This is a genomic window from Bartonella sp. W8122, assembly GCF_016102485.1.
GTDB lineage: Bacteria > Pseudomonadota > Alphaproteobacteria > Rhizobiales > Rhizobiaceae > Bartonella > Bartonella apihabitans.
On record NZ_JACFOO010000001.1, the window covers coordinates 808,865 to 825,584 of the forward strand.

Here is a 16,720-nt window from a genome sequence, read left to right on the forward strand (position 1 = left end):
TCAAAGCGCCTTTTCAAGCTCCGGAATAATGTCGAAAAGATCACCAACCAATGCATAGTCGGCAATATGCATCATCGGTGCGTCTTCATCCTTGTTGATTGCAACGATGACGCGTGAATCTTTCATGCCTGCAAGGTGCTGGATGGCACCGGAAATCGCAACAGCGATATAAAGCTCCGGTGCGACAACTTTTCCGGTCTGTCCGACCTGCCAATCATTGGGGGCATAACCGGCGTCGACGGCTGCACGGCTTGCACCCACAGCAGCACCGAGTTTGTCGGCAAGCGGAAGCAGAATGGACATGAAATTTTCTTCCGAGCCGAGGCCACGGCCACCCGAAACAATTATTTTTGCTGAAGTGAGTTCCGGCCGGTCACTCTTCTTCACCTCTTCACTGACATAGCGTGACAGGGACGGGTCTGCTGCCGGCGTGATTTTTTCAATCGGTGCTGTACCATTTCCTGCCTTTGCCTTGAATGAAGCGGTACGAACCGTAATAACCTTTTTCCCATCCGTTGATTGGACGGTTTCGATAGCATTGCCAGCATAAATCGGACGTTTGAATGTGTCGGGCGAAACAACTTCGATAATGTCGGAAATTTGCATGACATCAAGAGATGCTGCCACCCGTGGCATAATATTTTTACCGTTGGTCGTGGCAGCAGCCATGATGACATCATAATCTTTGCTTTCAGCAACAATTGTTGCAGCGACCGGTTCGGCCAATTGTTGTTCGAGATAGTCGGCTTCTGCCAGAAGAACTTTATGGACATTGTCGAGTTTTGCAGCTTGCTCAGCAACCGTTTGTGCATTTTTCCCGCAAACGAGGATATCAATGTCCCCCCCGATAGCATGGGCTGCGGTTAAAGCTTTTGCTGTCTGTTCTGACAAGGCAACATTATTATGTTCAGCCAATAAAAGAATGGTCATGAATAAATCCTTCCCTTGATGCTCAGAGGACGCCAGCGTCTTGTTTCAATTTTTCGACAAGTTCGGCAACATTTTTGACTTTTACACCGGCCTTGCGGGTTTGCGGTTCTTCCACTTTCAGGATTTTTAATCTCTGTTTGTTGGTCACACCAAGTTCAGCCAGAGTTTTCTGTTCGATCGGCTTTTTACGTGCCCGCATAATGTTAGGCAGAGAAGCGTAACGTGGTTCGTTAAGACGAAGATCGGCGGTCATTACAGCAGGAAGTTTGACGGCTACGGTTTGCAAGCCGCCGTCGACTTCACGTGTTACAACGGCTTCGCCATCTTTCAATTCGATTTTCGAAGCGAAAGTTGCTTGTCCCCAGCCTAGCAATGCTGCAAGCATTTGTCCTGTCTGGTTGGAATCATCGTCAATTGCCTGTTTGCCGAGGAAAACCATATCCGGTTTCTCATTTTCGACGACAGCTTTCAATATTTTAGCAACCGTGAGCGGTTCGACTTCTTCATCAGTCTGGACAAGAATGGCCCGATCAGCACCGACCGCCAAAGCTGTTCTCAATGTATCCTGAGCAGCTTGCGGACCAACGCTCACAGCAACAACTTCATTTGCGTGACCGGCTTCTTTTTCACGAACAGCTTGTTCAAGTGCTATTTCGTCAAACGGATTCATCGACATTTTGACATTAGCAAGTTCGACGCCTGTCCCGTCACTTTTTACGAGAGGTTTGACGTTGTAATCTATGACGCGTTTTACAGCTACCAATATTTTCATAGGCCTATCCCTTTGCTAGAACCGCTAATCGTTACCATTCCCTTATGTTATGTTATTCGGTCGACAATCAAATGTATAGAATTAACACCGGCTTAATCCAACCAATTTTTGTCGGGCTTGACAACTCCGGATAAAGTTTAATGTTCAAGTGTCGAGCTTGCCATAATTGTTGATATTTTCAAGATGCTTATCATCAAAACGAATTTTAATAGTTTGATGGGAGCAAACGGGCTTGGCCGTTATCAACGGAAAAGATAAAAAACTTTTTATCAATATGTTCAAAGTGAAAAAGATTTGACGGCGAACTTATGTGTTTGCCTAACCGCCTTACACGTCCCGTCAAACCTGTCGGCACTGCCGCCTTTCCTGATAAAGAGAGGTTGTCGGCGGTGCCGGTTTTTCTATCCGGTTTCGATAGTGATTACCAAGCATAAGCTTCGGGCGCTTCGCCTTTTGGACCCGGCCAAATTTTGTCGAGTTTATCCAGTGTTTCCTTTGACAAAGAAATATCAACAGCTTTCAAATTTGCTTCTAGCTGGGTTTTTGTTCTCGGGCCGATAATCGGAGCGCTAACAACCGGATTATTGAGACACCATGCAAGCGCCACATCAGCCGGCTTTTCATTCAATTCTTTGCATAAAGCTTCATAGGCAACGAGTTGATCGTGGTGTTCGGCAACAACATTTTCAAGATCGGCACGACGGCCACTCTCGAATTTGTCAAGCGCACCGGCGAGCAATCCGCCATCAAGTGGGCTCCATAATATCAAACCCAAACCGTGATAGCGGCAGGCTGGAATAACTTCGGTTTCAATGGCACGGTTTCTGAGATTATAGATGTCCTGTTCACTGACAAGGCCAAGCATATGCCGTGCAATGGCTTTGCCTTGAGCTGTTGCAATGTGCCAGCCGGCGAAATTCGATGAACCAACATAGGAAATCTTTCCTTGCGTGATGAGAACCTCCATTGCTTCCCATATCTCGTCCCAAGGCGTTCCACGGTCGATATGGTGCATTTGATAAAGGTCGATATGATCGGTTTTAAGCCGTTTCAGACTTGCTTCACAAGCACGCCTTATATGGTAGGCGGAAAGGTGCATGTCATTTACGCCATAATCCATCGGTTGATAGAGCTTGGTGGCAAGAACAATTTTGTCGCGTTTGCCGCTGTTTTTGATCCAGTTGCCGATAAATTCTTCCGAAATTCCGGTGCCTTTCGGAATTTCAGGATATTGACGCGTTCCATAAATATCTGCCGTGTCAAACAGATTGATGCCATTATCAACGGCAGCATCCATAATATTGAATGCTTCTTTTTCGTCCGTTAGATAGCCGAAATTCATCGCCCCCAATGCCAAACGGCTGACTTTAAGACCGGTGCGACCAAGATGAGTATATTTCATTTTATTTTCCTCTTTAAGAACAGATTGCGTGAAAATTGAGTGTGATTGATTGGATGGGCTAACTTCCGTAAAGTTCCTGACGAAACCGGTCCTCACACTTTCACGTGGTTTTCTGCACGCTTGTTCTTGCTTCTATTAACTTCACGGAAAAATCGATTGGCAAAGCGCGCCTTGTCATTTGACAAATTTGCCGATCAGATCGGACGCTTGAACGAGTTTTTGAATCGAAAAGTGTTATGCGACATTCAAGCTTTGCCAATGAAATTCCACGGGCTGTTCTTGAAGAGACTAACATAATTCATTGCGCTGTTTAGACGGGAAAAGCCGCATGTTATTATGAATGCTATTCATATATTGGATATAAGTCGGGTAACCGAAGACCCTGCGGAGAGCCGGTAATGTCGAGATAACAAATCCAAAATTCTTTCTAGCAATAGATAAGAAAGCGAAGAAAATTGTAAGACTTGGATATTAAACCAAACTTGGTCATCACCATAAAACCGGTATGAAATTAAAAATGTGACCGACAGAGAGCGGAAGATCGGCAATCTTCAGAGAACCGATCTCTTGAAAGATGCTATTTTGGAGAAGAATTTTAGTGTTCAAGCGTGAATTCGACGCTGCTTGATTGTGCAATGCCGTTTTCATTCCCCACCCAAAGGTCGGCTTTGCCGGTGCTTGTTTTTTGACCGGCCGTTATAAATTTATCCGGACAAAAAATTGGCCTTTGGCTGCGGAAGGAAAAGCTTGATAGTCTCGTATCCGGATTGGCATTTTTGAAAGCCTGAAGTGCTAAAGTTGCCAGTAATTGGCCTTGTACCAGCAAGCCGGGATAGCCTTCTTTATCGGTAACATAGGGATAATCATAATGGATGCGGTGGGCATTGAAAGTCACTGCCGAATAACGGAATAAAGTGACACTATTGGCTTCATGTGTTTCTGACCATTGGCCGTGAGGACAAGGTGTCGATTTTTTATTCACAAATTTTGTCGGTTCCCGATAAACGATATCCTGCTCTTCTTGAACTGCGGTTTCACCGTTTTGAATATGTTTATGTTCGACAGTTACAAAGAGAAGTTTTCCGCTTCTGCCTTGCTTTTCGGTAATCTTACGGATAGTCGATATACGTTTCGCAGGCTCTCCGATAATCAGAGGGTGGAAAAATTTCAGCCTTCCGCCAGCCCACATCCGGTTGAGATTTTCTGCCGGAGGCAAAAATTCTCCCCGCGAGGGATGCCCGTCTTCACCTAATGAATGAAAGGAAAGCGTTGGCTGAAAATACATCCAATGCCATAAATGTGGCAGAGGACCTGTTCTCTCGGGAAGCTTTGTGCCAAGTGTGGCGGCCATGCGGCCCACCAGCACATAATCGATCACATCCTCGATCGTTTCTGTTTTTCCTACCCAATCGATAAAATTTGCCAATTTATCTCCTCCGCCAGTTTTTCGAGATTTTTATTAAAAAATCAATTCAACAACAAGCCGGATAATAAATTATATCCGGCTTTCAAATGTTAATGGTTTTCAAGTGCTTTTTTGACAAAACGATCATCGAAAGTTTGCGACAAATCAATTTTATTTGCGTCGATTGTTTTGTCATAGGAAAGAAGCGTCAAAGTTGCTTCCTGACTTCCTCTCGAAATCATGCCGTCATGCGAATAGGAAGGAAGCGAATTTTTGACGGCTTCCAGATAAACTTCGCGATTATTACCGATATATTCTGGCGGAACAGCATTGGCGACATCATCCGGTGTTGCTGTTTGTAACCATGTCAAGGCTTTTACGAAAGCGTTGGTGATATGTTGGACAGTGTTCGGATAGTTGTCGATAAAGTCCTTTTTTGTATAAAGGACACCGGAAGACATTGTGCGTGTGCCGAATATTTTTTCCATGTCCGCTTCGGTTCTTGTGTCGACAAGAATGAAAACCGAATTGTCGTGCATCAAGGTCGAGATCACAGGGTCAAGATTGACAATGGCATCAATTTCGCCGCGTTTCATTGCTGCTATCGCTGTTGCACCGGCTCCGGTGCCGATCACTGAAACTTCATCCGGTTTGACGCCATCTTTATCGAGCAAATAATTGAGAAAATTGTTTGTTGAAGAACCAGGTGCTGTAACGCCGATTTTCATTCCTTTAAGATCGCCGACCTTTTTTACCTTGTCTTTCAGATCGGCGCGGACTGCAAGCACAATTGCCGGATAACGGTCAAGTTCCAGCACGGCACGGACATCTTGACCTTTGGAATGCATACGAATGACCTGATCGTAAGCGCCGGTCGTCACATCGGCCGACCCTCCCAGAAGTGCCTGAAGCGATTGTGAACCGCCTTTCAAATCCACCACTTTGACATCCAGTCCTTCTTCTTTGAAAAAGCCTTTTTGCGAGGCAATGGCCAAGGGCAAATAATAGAAAAGTGGTGCACCGCCCACGCTTAAAGTGATGTCTTTCTTTTCCGGTTCGTCATTGGCAAAAGCATTTCCCGTGAGTGTGACGGACAAAACGGCGAGCATTAGACCCAATCGAAAGATGAATTTTCTGAAATGGGAACGGAATTTCATAAGCTTTCTCCTCAAGATTGTTTTCTTCTCAAGATTGCTTTTTCTCAAGATTGTTTGTCACGCGGGTCTGCCCGCCAGATCAGAAGCCGTTTTTCGATCATACTGACGAGAATGTCGATCAGAATAACAAAAATGGTGAGAATTAACATACCTGAAAAAACGCCGGTGACATCAAAAACACCTTCTGCTTGCGAAATAAGATAACCAAGACCGGCAGATGCGCCAAGATATTCTCCGACAACTGCACCCACCATAGCAAAGCCGACAGATGTATGAAGCGAAGAGAACACCCATGTCATGGCAGAGGGGAGATAAACGTGGCGCAATAATTGCCGCTCGTTCATGCCGATCATACGGGCATTTGCAAGAATAGTCGGATTGACTTCTCTTACCCCTTGGTAAACGTTGAAAAACACAACGAAAAACACAAGTGTAAAGCCGAGTGCAACCTTGGACCATATGCCAAGCCCGAACCACAGCGCGAAAATCGGTGCCAGAACGACGCGCGGCAAAGCATTTGCCGCTTTGATATAAGGGTCAAAAACCGCAGCCAGCATTTTCTTTTGTGCAAACCAGAACCCCAACAGAATGCCGCCACCTGCACCGATCGCGAAAGCCAAAATTGTTTCAAGCAGCGTAATCCATAAATGATACCAGACTTTACCGCTCTGGAAATCAAGGCCAATGCGTTTGAAAATATCAATCGGTGTTGAAAAGAAGAAGGGCGGCAGAACGGGTTTTCCGTTAAAAAGCGGAACAGTTGTTCCTATTTCCCACAGAAAGAAGAAGATAATAGCAACCGAAAGCTGTAACAGAAAAATCTTCAGACGGTTCATGATTTATCTCCTTGTTCATAGGCTTTGAGCACCTCTTCTTTAAGATCGTTCCATAACGTCCGGTGGATTTCGGCAAATTCGGCCGTGAGCCGGATTTCCTGTAAATTGCGCGGGCGCGGTAAATTGATGAGATAATCACCTTTGACATGTGAAGCAGGTCCCGCCGAAATAATAATAACGCGATCGGCAAGGGTAATTGCTTCTTCCAGATCATGTGTCACAAACATCACGGCCTTGCGGTCTTTCGACCATAATTTCAAAAGGAGATCGCCCATCAGAACCCGTGTTTGTGCGTCGAGCGGTCCGAACGGCTCATCCATTAAAATAAGCTTGGGATTGAGAATTAAAACCTGTGCAAGTCCGATGCGCTTTCTTTGTCCGCCCGATAATTGGTGCGGATAGCGGTTGCCGAATGCTTGGAGTCCGACACGGGCAAGCCATTCTCTGGATTGGTTTAATGCATCCTGTCTTTTGACACCGCGGATTTCCAGACCGATTGCAATATTATCAATTGCCGTTTTCCACGGCATTAATGAATCAGACTGGAAAAGGTAACCGGCTTCGTGATTGATGCCTGAAAGAGGATGACCGAATATCTCGCATGTGCCATGTGCAGGTGGCAAGAGTCCTGCTGCAACATTGAGCAAAGTCGATTTTCCGCATCCGGTCGGGCCGACAATTGCTAAAAACTGTCCTGCCGGTACTTCAAGATCAGCCTTTTTTACAGCCGTGAAATTGTTGAAAACCACGCTTACATCATCGAGTTTGACGGCTGGTGGAAGAGTTATTGCGCCGGATTGATATTGTTCTGTTCCTTCAGGCATTCTTTTATTCCATAATTTCATTGTGATGCAGCAAATCGCATTTCCATTGGTTTTTCGTTTGCCACATCGGCTATCAGGATAAAAGAAAAATTAAAAAAACGCGTTTTTCAAGTAAAATATGAAAAATTTTGAGTTCCTTATACGAAATAAAATTACGTGGTGCCTCTTGTTGAAGAAGCATTGTAGGTGCGGTTAAAGCGGGAAACAAACCGTTGATCACCGAAACCATGATTGCATTTATAGTTAAGCCTAAATTTACCAAACTCGGGCTATGAATAACGAGGGCTTGAAGGCATCAAGCGCTTAAAGCCCGGAATGTTTCAGTCTGTCGTGTTTTGAGTAAAAGGCCGTGCAATGAATATGAATCGTTTATCGCTTATTTCAGATGAAGCGGGTGAAAAGCAGTTTGCGCGACATCAACCACAAGAAATAGATACACAGGAAATACAGCGCCGAGAGATCACACTTTCGGATATTGCCACACGGTTGCGGTCGGTTCATGAACAAATGAAAACGAAAGCCCCCGTCAAGTCGGAAAATGTTATGCCTTTTCCGCAGAAAAATAACGATGATGTAAAGGCTTATCTCGACGATATAGCACGCGCTTTGCTTAAAGAATATGAGGCAAGAAAGACCGAACAGTCCCAACTTGTTCGTCATCTTGCCAGAATCGAGCAAATTCTTGAGGCAAACAAACAGGAACTTGAACAGAGCGCGGAGAAAGACAGGCAGGCATTGACGAACGCCATTGCCGGTGAAGTGCACTCGCGCTTGAAACAGGAACTAACCGAACAAACAAAAAGTTTGGCCGACGAGAGCCGGAAAACTAATCAGGAAATTTCGCGCCAATTGCGCGAAGCCGTTGCTGCATCACGGTTTTCTGTTCAACTTGTTTCACTCCAGCGGCAAATCACAAACCTTCAGGCGACACTTGATGCCCATGATAAATCACCAACAAGTTGTGCGCATGAAGAAAAGAGCGAGCATTTGGACGAAGAGCTTCTGTCAACGACAAGCCCGCAACAATTGCCTGCATCCGATAGCGGACAAAATCATCTTGAGATAAAAAAATCTTTCGACAAGCCGGTTATTCGCATATTGGCTGAAAAAAAAACGCCGGAACAAACTTCGGAACTGAATAAAACACCTGTAGAGCTTGATAAATGCGGGCGTGAAGATGAAGTCGGTCTTCAAAAGTGCGAAATTGGTGATAGCAAGTTGAAAACAGACCTTCAAAAATGCGATTCAGAAACAGTTACGCAATTGAACAAATGTGGGCGAGCAGTCAAAATCCATGAGGAAAAAGTTAAAGTCCTGCGCGCACAAAATGGAGATAACAAAACAAAAAAGACAATCACACGTGTGAGCGCGCTTTTATTGATAGTGGCATTGGCTTACGGTTTGAAGGAGCATTTCGCTATGCTCGACAATGCATCGGTTGTTTCTTTGCTCCATTGATTGGCTTTAAAAATCGTTTTACGACATGAATTGACGAATTTTTGATATGTTTAATAGGCAGGCGGAAGTGACAATCGGTGTTCGGATTATAAGATATATATCTTAACACTTGTTGCGGCTTTTCTGGTATCAACCTTGAGAGACAAAACAAACAGCAGAAACCGGCAAAACAAAGGTTCGTTTTCCCGTTAGGTGAGAGATGTGAGTATTTATTTACCGATAGCAGAAATGTCACTCAATATGCTGATTCTTATCGGCATGGGCGGGGTTGTCGGTTTTCTTTCAGGAATGTTTGGTGTCGGTGGCGGTTTTCTGATTACGCCGCTTCTAATTTTTTACAATGTTCCACCGGCTATCGCTGTCGGAACGGGAGCAAATCAGGTTATTGCTTCGTCAGTGACTGGTGCTCTCACACATTTCAAACGCGGGACACTTGATATCAAGCTCGGAATTCTTCTGGTCGTTGGTGGCATATTGGGATCATGTCTTGGTGTCGAATTATTCACTTATCTGCGTAAACTTGGTCAGCTCGATCTCATTATTTCCCTGCTATATGTTATCCTTTTAGGCGGGGTCGGAAGCCTTATGGCCATTGAAAGTTGGCGGGCAATTGTCAATGCAAAAAAGGGGAAAACCGTTATTGTTCACCGTCCCGGACACCATAGTCTGGCGCAGCGTTTACCTTTGAAAATGCGGTTTCGCGCATCGAAAATTTATGTCAGCATTATTCCGGTTCTCGGCATCGGACTTGTTATAGGCCTACTTTCGTCCGTCATGGGTGTTGGCGGCGGCTTTATTATGGTTCCTGCGCTCATTTATATGTTGCGCGTTCCGACCAATGTTGTTGTCGGCACATCTCTGTTCCAGATTACTTTTGTTACAGCCTTCACAACAATTCTACAAAGTATAACCAACCAATCGGTTGATATTGTGCTGGCATTTCTGTTGATGGTTGGCGGCGTTATCGGTGCAACCTATGGAACAAGGATAGGTAGAAAGCTCAAGGCCGAACAATTGCGCATGCTACTTGCCATCCTTGTTTTGCTGGTTTGTGCCCGTCTTGCATTCGAACTCTTTGTTCGTCCCGACGATCTTTTTTCGCTAAGCTTTATTGGCGGGTAAAATGAAAACATTTTTAGCCGCAATAATGGTTTATCTGGCAGCCTTTCTGACATGTGAAACGACATATGCGGATACAGCGACACCATCTGCCGCACCGAAAGAAAATATACAGATCATTGTGACGACCAATGAAATTACACTTGATACCAATTTTGCCGGTCGCAACGTCTATATTGCAGGTGTTCTCGAAAATGCCGATCCTCAACTAAGGCGTCAGGGGCGTTATGATATTATCGTTGTTATGGAAGGTCCGATACGGCCGATGGTGATGCGCGAGAAAAAGCGTAAACTGGGCGTATGGGTGAATACGGATGCACTGACATTTGTAGCGGTTCCGCAATCCTATGAAATGGCAACCACACGTGAAATCAGGGATATTACCAGCCCGATCAATTATAAAAGATTGGGCGTGGGGCTTGAATATGTACCGCTGCGTGCAGAAACAGGGGACGCAGATAAACTCAAATTATTCCGTGACGAACTTATCAAGATCAAGCGCGATCAACATCTCTATAGTGAAAATATCGGAGCTGTCACCTTTGGCTCTGCTTCGCTATTTTCAGCAAATTTCAAGCTGCCTGCCAATATCCCCGTTGGTCATCATACAATTCATGCTTATCTCTTTCGTGATGGCGAGTTTGTGGAAACAGTGTCAACAGAACTTGAAATTGTTAAAGCCCACACAGCCTATGCAATTTACCGTTTTGCTCAGGATAACAGCATCTATTACGGTTTTGTTGCAGTCTTTGTAGCAATTTTCACCGGCATTCTGGGGCGGCTGATATTCCGTAAAGATTAAATGCTTTCCGGCATTCCCGCATCGCTCTTATTTCTTGATATTGACGTTATGACCTTGCCATTCATATCCACGACTTGAAAAAGCTGATAGCCATAATACCGGTAATAATAAATCGCGGACGATTTCGGCTAAAGCCTGCGAAAGAGAAAATGGCCAACCGACGATTGATGTTATGGAAAATTCGACGAAATACCAGATAAAGAAATAAAAAAGAATGAGCGAGTAGGCGGCGCCATCAAGATAACAGGCGAGAAGCAAACATAATGCCGGGAAAACAATGCCTGATAAAATTTCAAGATAAAAAAATGCGGGAAATGAGTCCCGACGCAGTTTTGCCCAGCGTATCTGACGTTGCCAGACAGCTCGCCAGCTTTTTGTCCCCAAAGGTTGGGCAAATGGCATTGGTGTGAGACGCACTTTCAACCCCTGTTCCCTCACGATCTTGGTTGACGCGGCATCTTCGGCCAGTTCGCAATTCAATGCTTCAATGCCACCGGCGCGGTTTAAAATATCCCGAAACCAGAACAATGTTTTGCCCTGTGCAAAACCGTTTCCGATTGTATCGGAAGTTAATTGCCAGCGTGCTTGATAGGAATTGAGAAATGCAGCTTCGAGATTGGCAAAGAAATTTTCCGGTTCTGTTCCAAGAGGAGGAGAGGCAACGAGGCCGGTGTTCTTTCTCCAACGGGAAAAAATATCTGCAATATAGGTTTCAGGCATCAATACATTGCTGTCGGTCATGACAACCCACGGATATTTTGCCTGATGCCAACCTTTGACCAGATTGTTCAACTTGGGATTATCGCTAATTTTATCATTACCGATCAGCAATTTTGCATCGGCATCCGGATATTCTAAAATCAGGCTTTCAATTAACGGAATGGCTTTGTCGTTTTTGTCTGCCACGCAAAAAATTATTTCATAATTTTTATGATCGAGTTCGAAAGTTGAAGCCAATGTGCGCCGCAGTCCGTATTCGAGATTTGAGACAGGGCGCAAAATAGTAACTTTTTCTTCTTCACCCTCACCGAATGTGCCTTTCGGTTTCCAGAAACGACGACACAGAATGACAATAAAACTAAAAACGTGTAGGAACATACATAAAATCGCAAGGCCAAGAAATATCATAGAAAAATATATCATTTCCTCAAACCTTCCGGACAAATAAAAACAGAAGACAGATTTAGTTTTTTTGTAACAATCGACAATAGTATCTATGTTTTAGCGCGAAAAGAAATCTCTTTGGTGAATTGGGTAAATAGTATTTTTTCCTAAAAGACATGCGATAAGTTCTGATTTTTTAAAAATATTTGAAAAAATCTTGTGAGTAAGATCCATTCCTCCGGCATAGGCACCAAAAGCCGGCAAAATCATCCGGTTTCCGTCGCTTGCAAAACAAAAGCGTCTAACCGACATCCCACGTCTGAAGATTCGAAGCGCGGGATGAAGATGTCCGGCCATTTCTCCGTTCTGTGCGCCAACGCGTGGTTCATGGCGAAATATCAACGGACCGATTTGAATTTCATGTGTCCATTGACCGGCAAACTCGGTTTTTTCATCATCATGGTTTCCGGCAATCCAGATCATCTCGCGGTTGGCTATGATGTCTTCAAGCAATTGCCGGTTTTTTCCCGACAGTTGCGTAGAAGCCTGATTATCATGGAAGCTGTCACCCAAGGCGATAATTTTTTGCGGTTGATATTTTTCAATCACATTTTTCAAACGCTTAAGTGTGCGTTCACTATCATAGGGAGGCAATAATTGCCCATGACGGGCAAAACATGAGGATTTTTCGAGGTGAAGATCGGCAACAATGAGCAAATTTTCAGCTTCCCAAAAAGCCGCACCGCTGCAATCGCAAATTATTTCAGCGCCGTTGACGACCATTGTGAAACTTTCAATTTTGCTTCTTATGTTCAATTATGCCTTCGCTTCAATTTTCAAGAACGGTATGAATAAGTTCTTCCGCTGCTTCTGTTAATATATTGTCTTCCGCACTTCCCGGAATCATTTCTTTTCCTATTTCAAGCATAACCGGAAGCGCAAGCGGCGACATCTTGTCAACCGGACGGTGGATAATATGATTTTTGATCCTCTTCAACATAACACCCAGCCGCTTGATGTCTAAAAGTCCGCGTGCCGCATCCTGCCGTGTTGCCTGAAGCAGAATATGATTTGGTTCATGCGTCCTTAAAACGTCAAAAATAAGGTCGGTCGAGACAGTGACTTGTCTTCCGGTTTTTTCTTGCCCCGGATGACGACGGTTTATCAAACCGGCGATCATGGCGCAATTACGGAAAGACCGTTTGAGCAGATAGCTTTCGTCAAGCCACGCTTCGAGATCATCGCCCAACATATCTTCGGAAAAAAGTTCTTTTAACGATAGGCTTCGGGCTTTTATAGCTTCCCCCATATCATCAAGTGCCCAAAGGCCTATGGAATAATCTGTAGCCACAAAACCGACGGGATTTAAACCGGCCCTTTCGAGGCGCCGTGTCAACAACATTCCAAGTGTTTGATGGGCAAGGCGCCCCTCGAATGGATAGGCAACAAGAAAAGACCGGTTTTTTTCATTAAATGTTTCGATCAATAATTGATTGGTGTCTGGCAGAATGGACGAGATTTTTTGTTGTTCAAGCCATTTTTGCACTTGCCCGGGCAAAACATGCCATTCTTTCGGGTTTGCGAGCATTTTGCGCAATCTCTCCGCAAGATAGGTCGAAAGCGGAAAACGTCCTCCCATATAGCTTGGAACACGTGCTTCCGGTTTTTTCGACAAGCTCACATAGCATTCGTTTTCGCGGATGCCTTCAAAACAAAGAACATGACCGGCAAAAATGAATGTGTCACCTTTTGTCAGGCTTTCAAGAAAACTTTCTTCAATGCGTCCCAGCATCCGGCCGCCCCGCATTGCGTTCATATTGCCGGATTTAACAAGCCTGACATTGAGTTCGGCCGCTTCGATAATGGTTCCCATATTGAGCCGGTATTGCTGCGCTATTCTAGGGTTGGAAACACGCCAGCGGCCATCTTTTGTGCGCCTTATTTTTGCGTATTGCTCGTAAGCTTTAAGGGCATATCCACCGGTTGCAACAAAGTTCAATGTTTCATCAAATATTTTTCTTTTGAGTGTCGAATAAGGTTCTGCCGTTTTGACTTCCTGATAAAGCTCGTCGGCATTGAAAGGTCCGGCGCAGGCCATACCGAGAATATGTTGGGCAAGAACGTCGATAGCACCTTCGCTTAAATGAGGGCTATCTTGTGCGCCGATATAATTTGCGTCAAGTGCTGCCTGACATTCGAGAACTTCAAAACAGTTTGCCGGAACAAGCACCGCTTTACTCGGCTCGTCCATGCGGTGGTTGGCGCGGCCGATACGCTGGGCAAGTCTGCTCGCGCCTTTCGGAGCACCAACATGGATAACCAGATCAATATTTCCCCAGTCTATGCCGAGATCAAGTGTCGAGGTGGCAACAACGGCGCGAAGCTTGTTCAAGGCCATTGCATCTTCTACCTTTCGTCGTTGCCCGACATCAAGTGAACCATGGTGAAGCGCAATCGGTAAACTGTCTTCGTTCATCCGCCACAATTCCTGAAACAACATTTCGGCTTGCGAGCGAGTATTCACGAAAATCAATGTTGTTTGTGCGCGTTTCACAAGGTCAAGAATGTCTTTCACGGCATAACGGGCAGAGTGTCCCGCCCAGGGAATGTGCTCTTTTGTTTGTAAAATACGAATTTCCGGTTTGGCACCACCATCGACTGTTACAAGCCCTGCCATGGCTGATTTCTGTTTCTGGCTTACCAGCCAACGCCGCAAGGAATCGGGATCGGAAACCGTGGCCGAAAGGCCGATTGTTTTCAAATCCGGCCGCAATGTCCTTAAACGGGCAAGTGCAAGAGAAAGCAATTGTCCCCGCTTCGAGGTGACAAGAGAATGGAGCTCATCCAAAATGACAGTATCAAGAAGGCCGAAAAATTTTTCTGCCTCGTGCGATGATAGAATGAGTGACACTTGCTCCGGCGTTGTTAATAATATATCAGGGGGAATGAACTTTTGTCTCTGTCTTTTATGTTGGGGGGTATCACCGGTTCTTGTTTCAATTGCAATATCAAGTCCCATTTCCTGAACGGGCGTTTTCAAATTGCGTTCAATATCTTGAGCCAATGCTTTGAGTGGAGAAATATAAAGCGTATGAAGATGCTGATGATGTTTTGTGCGAGAAAGTGCAACCATGGAAGGCAAAAAACCGGCAAGAGTTTTACCGGCACCTGTGGGGGCAATGAGCAGGGTTGATTGTCCACTTTTCGAACGTTTTAGAAGTTCAGCCTGATGCGGACGCAAGCTCCATCCTTTTTTCTGAAACCAGTTGTAAAACCGGTCAGGTAAAAGAGAAAGTTCATCTTGCTGAACTGAATTGCGTTGATCGTCGTCCATAAAACCTATTTAATATGCGTGACTATATTCGCCAAGTTCCCGGTTAAATTCATCATGAAGCTATATGTGATCAATCTTGATCGTTCACCAGACCGTTTAGACCGTCTTGAAAAAATATTTGGGAATTTGAACCTCGGCTTTACGCGCGTTGCTGCAATAGACGGGCTTCATCTTGATGAAAAATTCATTGCCGATGTCAGACGAAACCAGCTTTGGCCGGATCCGCTCACGCGCGGAGAAATCGCCTGTTTTTTAAGTCATAGGGCAGTGCTCGAAAAAGTAGCAGCCGGAGATGATGATTTTGCCGCGATTTTTGAAGATGATGTTATATTGTCGGGAGACGCGGGCGATTTTTTAAATAATGACCTTTGGATTCCGGCTGGAGCCGATATTATAAAAATCGAAACCCATAACAAAAAAGTCTGGCTCGGAAAAAGCCAAAGTCTTAAAGAAGGCTATCAAATTGCGCCGTTGAAAAGTCGTCATATCATGGCGGCCGGATATATTGTTTCACGACAGGCGGCGAAAAGACTTTGCGCAATGATGGGAAAAATTACCTTTCCCTTTGACCATTTTCTTTTTAATCCGAAATGTCATGTATTCGAACACTTCGAAATGTGGCAACTCGATCCGGCAATTGTACGTCAGGCAGGCTTGATCAGCACACTTTCCGATGACCGCATAAAAATCGATCGGGAGAATAAAAGTAAGCGTGTCGCATCCAAGACGTTAAGGCGAGAAATAAAACGTTTTTTCTCACGCGCAAAAATCGGGCTATGGGGAATTTATGTCAATTACTTGACCCACGGACATTGGAAACGGGTAAAATATAAACCTTGAGTTTATTAAACCAATCGTCAACAATATCCCGATCATTGAATACGAATATCATTCGAAAATATATTCAAAAAATTGCCCTATGAAGCCCGATGCCATAGGTCTTTTCTTTATTCAACGTTTGAATTCAATTGCCCAATAAACGTAATTCGGCCGTTTTGGAGACGTTGCTTTTGCCAGACCATAATAATGGAAACTCGGATAAAGCATATTGCTTCTGTGACCGGGGGAATTCATCCACACATTATAAGCCGCTGCAACAGTCGACCGGCCAGCACAAAGATTTTCGCCTGCCGCGCCGTGAATGCCGAATTTACGCAAACGCGTTACAAAATCATTACCGAAGCTGACCGTATGGGCAACTTTCTGGGCATCAGCCATTAAATTGGCTTGATCCTGTGCCATTTTTTCCAATTGTTTGTCGGGTTGAAGCGGTCCTTGTCCATTTTGAGATCGCAAAGCGTTGATCAGTTTCGTCGGATCTTCATCATCAGCAAAAGCGGGTATTAACCCCGTTGCACTCATGATAACAGCGCTGGAAAAGACGAAAAAATTTCTACGTGTCAGCAAAATATCACCCAACAATTTAACAGGTTCATAAAAACAACGGGTCTTTTAAAATTCGTGACTATGAAAAACAATAGTTAGCCACCACACCGTTCGCATTAATGCACCGAAAATTATAAACTCGCTAAAGTTACTATTAAGCTTTTATGGAATTTCTTGGGCAAGCTATAAAA

General features: G+C 44.7%; 16 protein-coding genes. 5 read left to right on the top strand and 11 right to left on the bottom strand.

Annotated features, from left to right (window positions below; all coding sequences use genetic code 11):
- Positions 1-930, bottom strand: a complete 930-nt coding sequence (locus H3S83_RS03585; RefSeq protein ID WP_078039081.1) for an electron transfer flavoprotein subunit alpha/FixB family protein — start codon at positions 928-930, stop codon at positions 1-3.
- A gap of 22 nt (positions 931-952) precedes the next feature.
- Positions 953-1,702: an electron transfer flavoprotein subunit beta/FixA family protein gene (locus tag H3S83_RS03590; protein WP_198233109.1), complete on the bottom strand. Its 750-nt coding sequence runs from the start codon at positions 1,700-1,702 to the stop codon at positions 953-955.
- 308 nt (positions 1,703-2,010) lie between these two features.
- Here H3S83_RS03590 and H3S83_RS11555 point away from each other — a divergent pair, with 308 nt between their 5' ends.
- Complete coding sequence (locus tag H3S83_RS11555) at positions 2,011-2,136, top strand: hypothetical protein (protein WP_255520564.1); 126 nt, start codon at positions 2,011-2,013, stop codon at positions 2,134-2,136.
- On the opposite strand, the gene H3S83_RS03595 is transcribed toward H3S83_RS11555, so the two are convergent.
- From H3S83_RS03595 to H3S83_RS03615, 5 genes are all read right to left on the bottom strand, one after another.
- The gene (locus H3S83_RS03595) at positions 2,124-3,104 is read right to left on the bottom strand and encodes an aldo/keto reductase (protein WP_198238944.1); all 981 of its coding nucleotides are present in this window, start codon (positions 3,102-3,104) and stop codon (positions 2,124-2,126) included. The two genes, H3S83_RS11555 and H3S83_RS03595, sit on opposite strands and share 13 nt — an antisense overlap.
- 595 nt (positions 3,105-3,699) lie before the next feature.
- On the bottom strand, positions 3,700-4,530 hold the full coding sequence (locus H3S83_RS03600) for a MaoC family dehydratase N-terminal domain-containing protein (RefSeq protein WP_198238945.1): 831 nt from the start codon (positions 4,528-4,530) through the stop codon (positions 3,700-3,702).
- Positions 4,531-4,619: 89 nt separating this feature from the next.
- Positions 4,620-5,666: an ABC transporter substrate-binding protein gene (locus H3S83_RS03605; RefSeq protein ID WP_198238946.1), complete on the bottom strand. Its 1,047-nt coding sequence runs from the start codon at positions 5,664-5,666 to the stop codon at positions 4,620-4,622.
- A 44-nt stretch (positions 5,667-5,710) separates the two neighbouring features.
- Entirely contained in the window at positions 5,711-6,502 is a 792-nt protein-coding gene (locus tag H3S83_RS03610) for an ABC transporter permease (RefSeq protein WP_198238947.1), read from the bottom strand.
- Positions 6,499-7,326 carry an ABC transporter ATP-binding protein gene (locus H3S83_RS03615; protein ID WP_198238948.1) on the bottom strand — a complete coding sequence of 276 codons (828 nt, stop codon included), beginning with the start codon at positions 7,324-7,326 and terminating at the stop codon, positions 6,499-6,501. Before H3S83_RS03615 ends, H3S83_RS03610 begins: the two co-directional genes overlap by 4 nt.
- 354 nt (positions 7,327-7,680) lie before the next feature.
- Between H3S83_RS03615 and H3S83_RS03620 the strand changes: the two genes are divergently transcribed.
- The 3 genes from H3S83_RS03620 (at position 7,681) to H3S83_RS03630 (ending at position 10,705) form a co-directional block, all read left to right on the top strand.
- Positions 7,681-8,784: a hypothetical protein gene (locus tag H3S83_RS03620; RefSeq protein ID WP_198238949.1), complete on the top strand. Its 1,104-nt coding sequence runs from the start codon at positions 7,681-7,683 to the stop codon at positions 8,782-8,784.
- A 201-nt stretch (positions 8,785-8,985) separates the two neighbouring features.
- Entirely contained in the window at positions 8,986-9,906 is a 921-nt protein-coding gene (locus tag H3S83_RS03625) for a sulfite exporter TauE/SafE family protein (protein WP_077970428.1), read from the top strand.
- A gap of 1 nt (position 9,907) precedes the next feature.
- Positions 9,908-10,705 carry a TIGR02186 family protein gene (locus H3S83_RS03630; protein ID WP_188318373.1) on the top strand — a complete coding sequence of 266 codons (798 nt, stop codon included), beginning with the start codon at positions 9,908-9,910 and terminating at the stop codon, positions 10,703-10,705.
- A gap of 27 nt (positions 10,706-10,732) precedes the next feature.
- On the opposite strand, the gene H3S83_RS03635 is transcribed toward H3S83_RS03630, so the two are convergent.
- The 3 genes from H3S83_RS03635 to H3S83_RS03645 all read right to left on the bottom strand — a co-directional run bounded on the left by H3S83_RS03635 (position 10,733) and on the right by H3S83_RS03645 (position 15,143).
- A complete protein-coding gene (locus H3S83_RS03635) occupies positions 10,733-11,848 on the bottom strand; it encodes a ceramide glucosyltransferase (protein ID WP_198238950.1) in 1,116 nt (371 codons plus the stop codon).
- 78 nt (positions 11,849-11,926) lie between these two features.
- On the bottom strand, positions 11,927-12,592 hold the full coding sequence (pdeM, locus tag H3S83_RS03640) for a ligase-associated DNA damage response endonuclease PdeM (RefSeq protein ID WP_077973425.1): 666 nt from the start codon (positions 12,590-12,592) through the stop codon (positions 11,927-11,929).
- Between the two features lie 46 nt (positions 12,593-12,638).
- Positions 12,639-15,143: a ligase-associated DNA damage response DEXH box helicase gene (locus H3S83_RS03645; RefSeq protein WP_198238951.1), complete on the bottom strand. Its 2,505-nt coding sequence runs from the start codon at positions 15,141-15,143 to the stop codon at positions 12,639-12,641.
- A gap of 54 nt (positions 15,144-15,197) precedes the next feature.
- On the opposite strand from H3S83_RS03645, the gene H3S83_RS03650 reads away from it, so the two are divergent.
- Positions 15,198-15,983, top strand: a complete 786-nt coding sequence (locus H3S83_RS03650) for a glycosyltransferase family 25 protein (protein WP_198238952.1) — start codon at positions 15,198-15,200, stop codon at positions 15,981-15,983.
- Positions 15,984-16,094: 111 nt separating this feature from the next.
- On the opposite strand, the gene H3S83_RS03655 is transcribed toward H3S83_RS03650, so the two are convergent.
- The gene (locus tag H3S83_RS03655; protein WP_149867403.1) at positions 16,095-16,505 is read right to left on the bottom strand and encodes a CAP domain-containing protein; all 411 of its coding nucleotides are present in this window, start codon (positions 16,503-16,505) and stop codon (positions 16,095-16,097) included.
- Positions 16,506-16,720 lie beyond the last annotated feature (215 nt).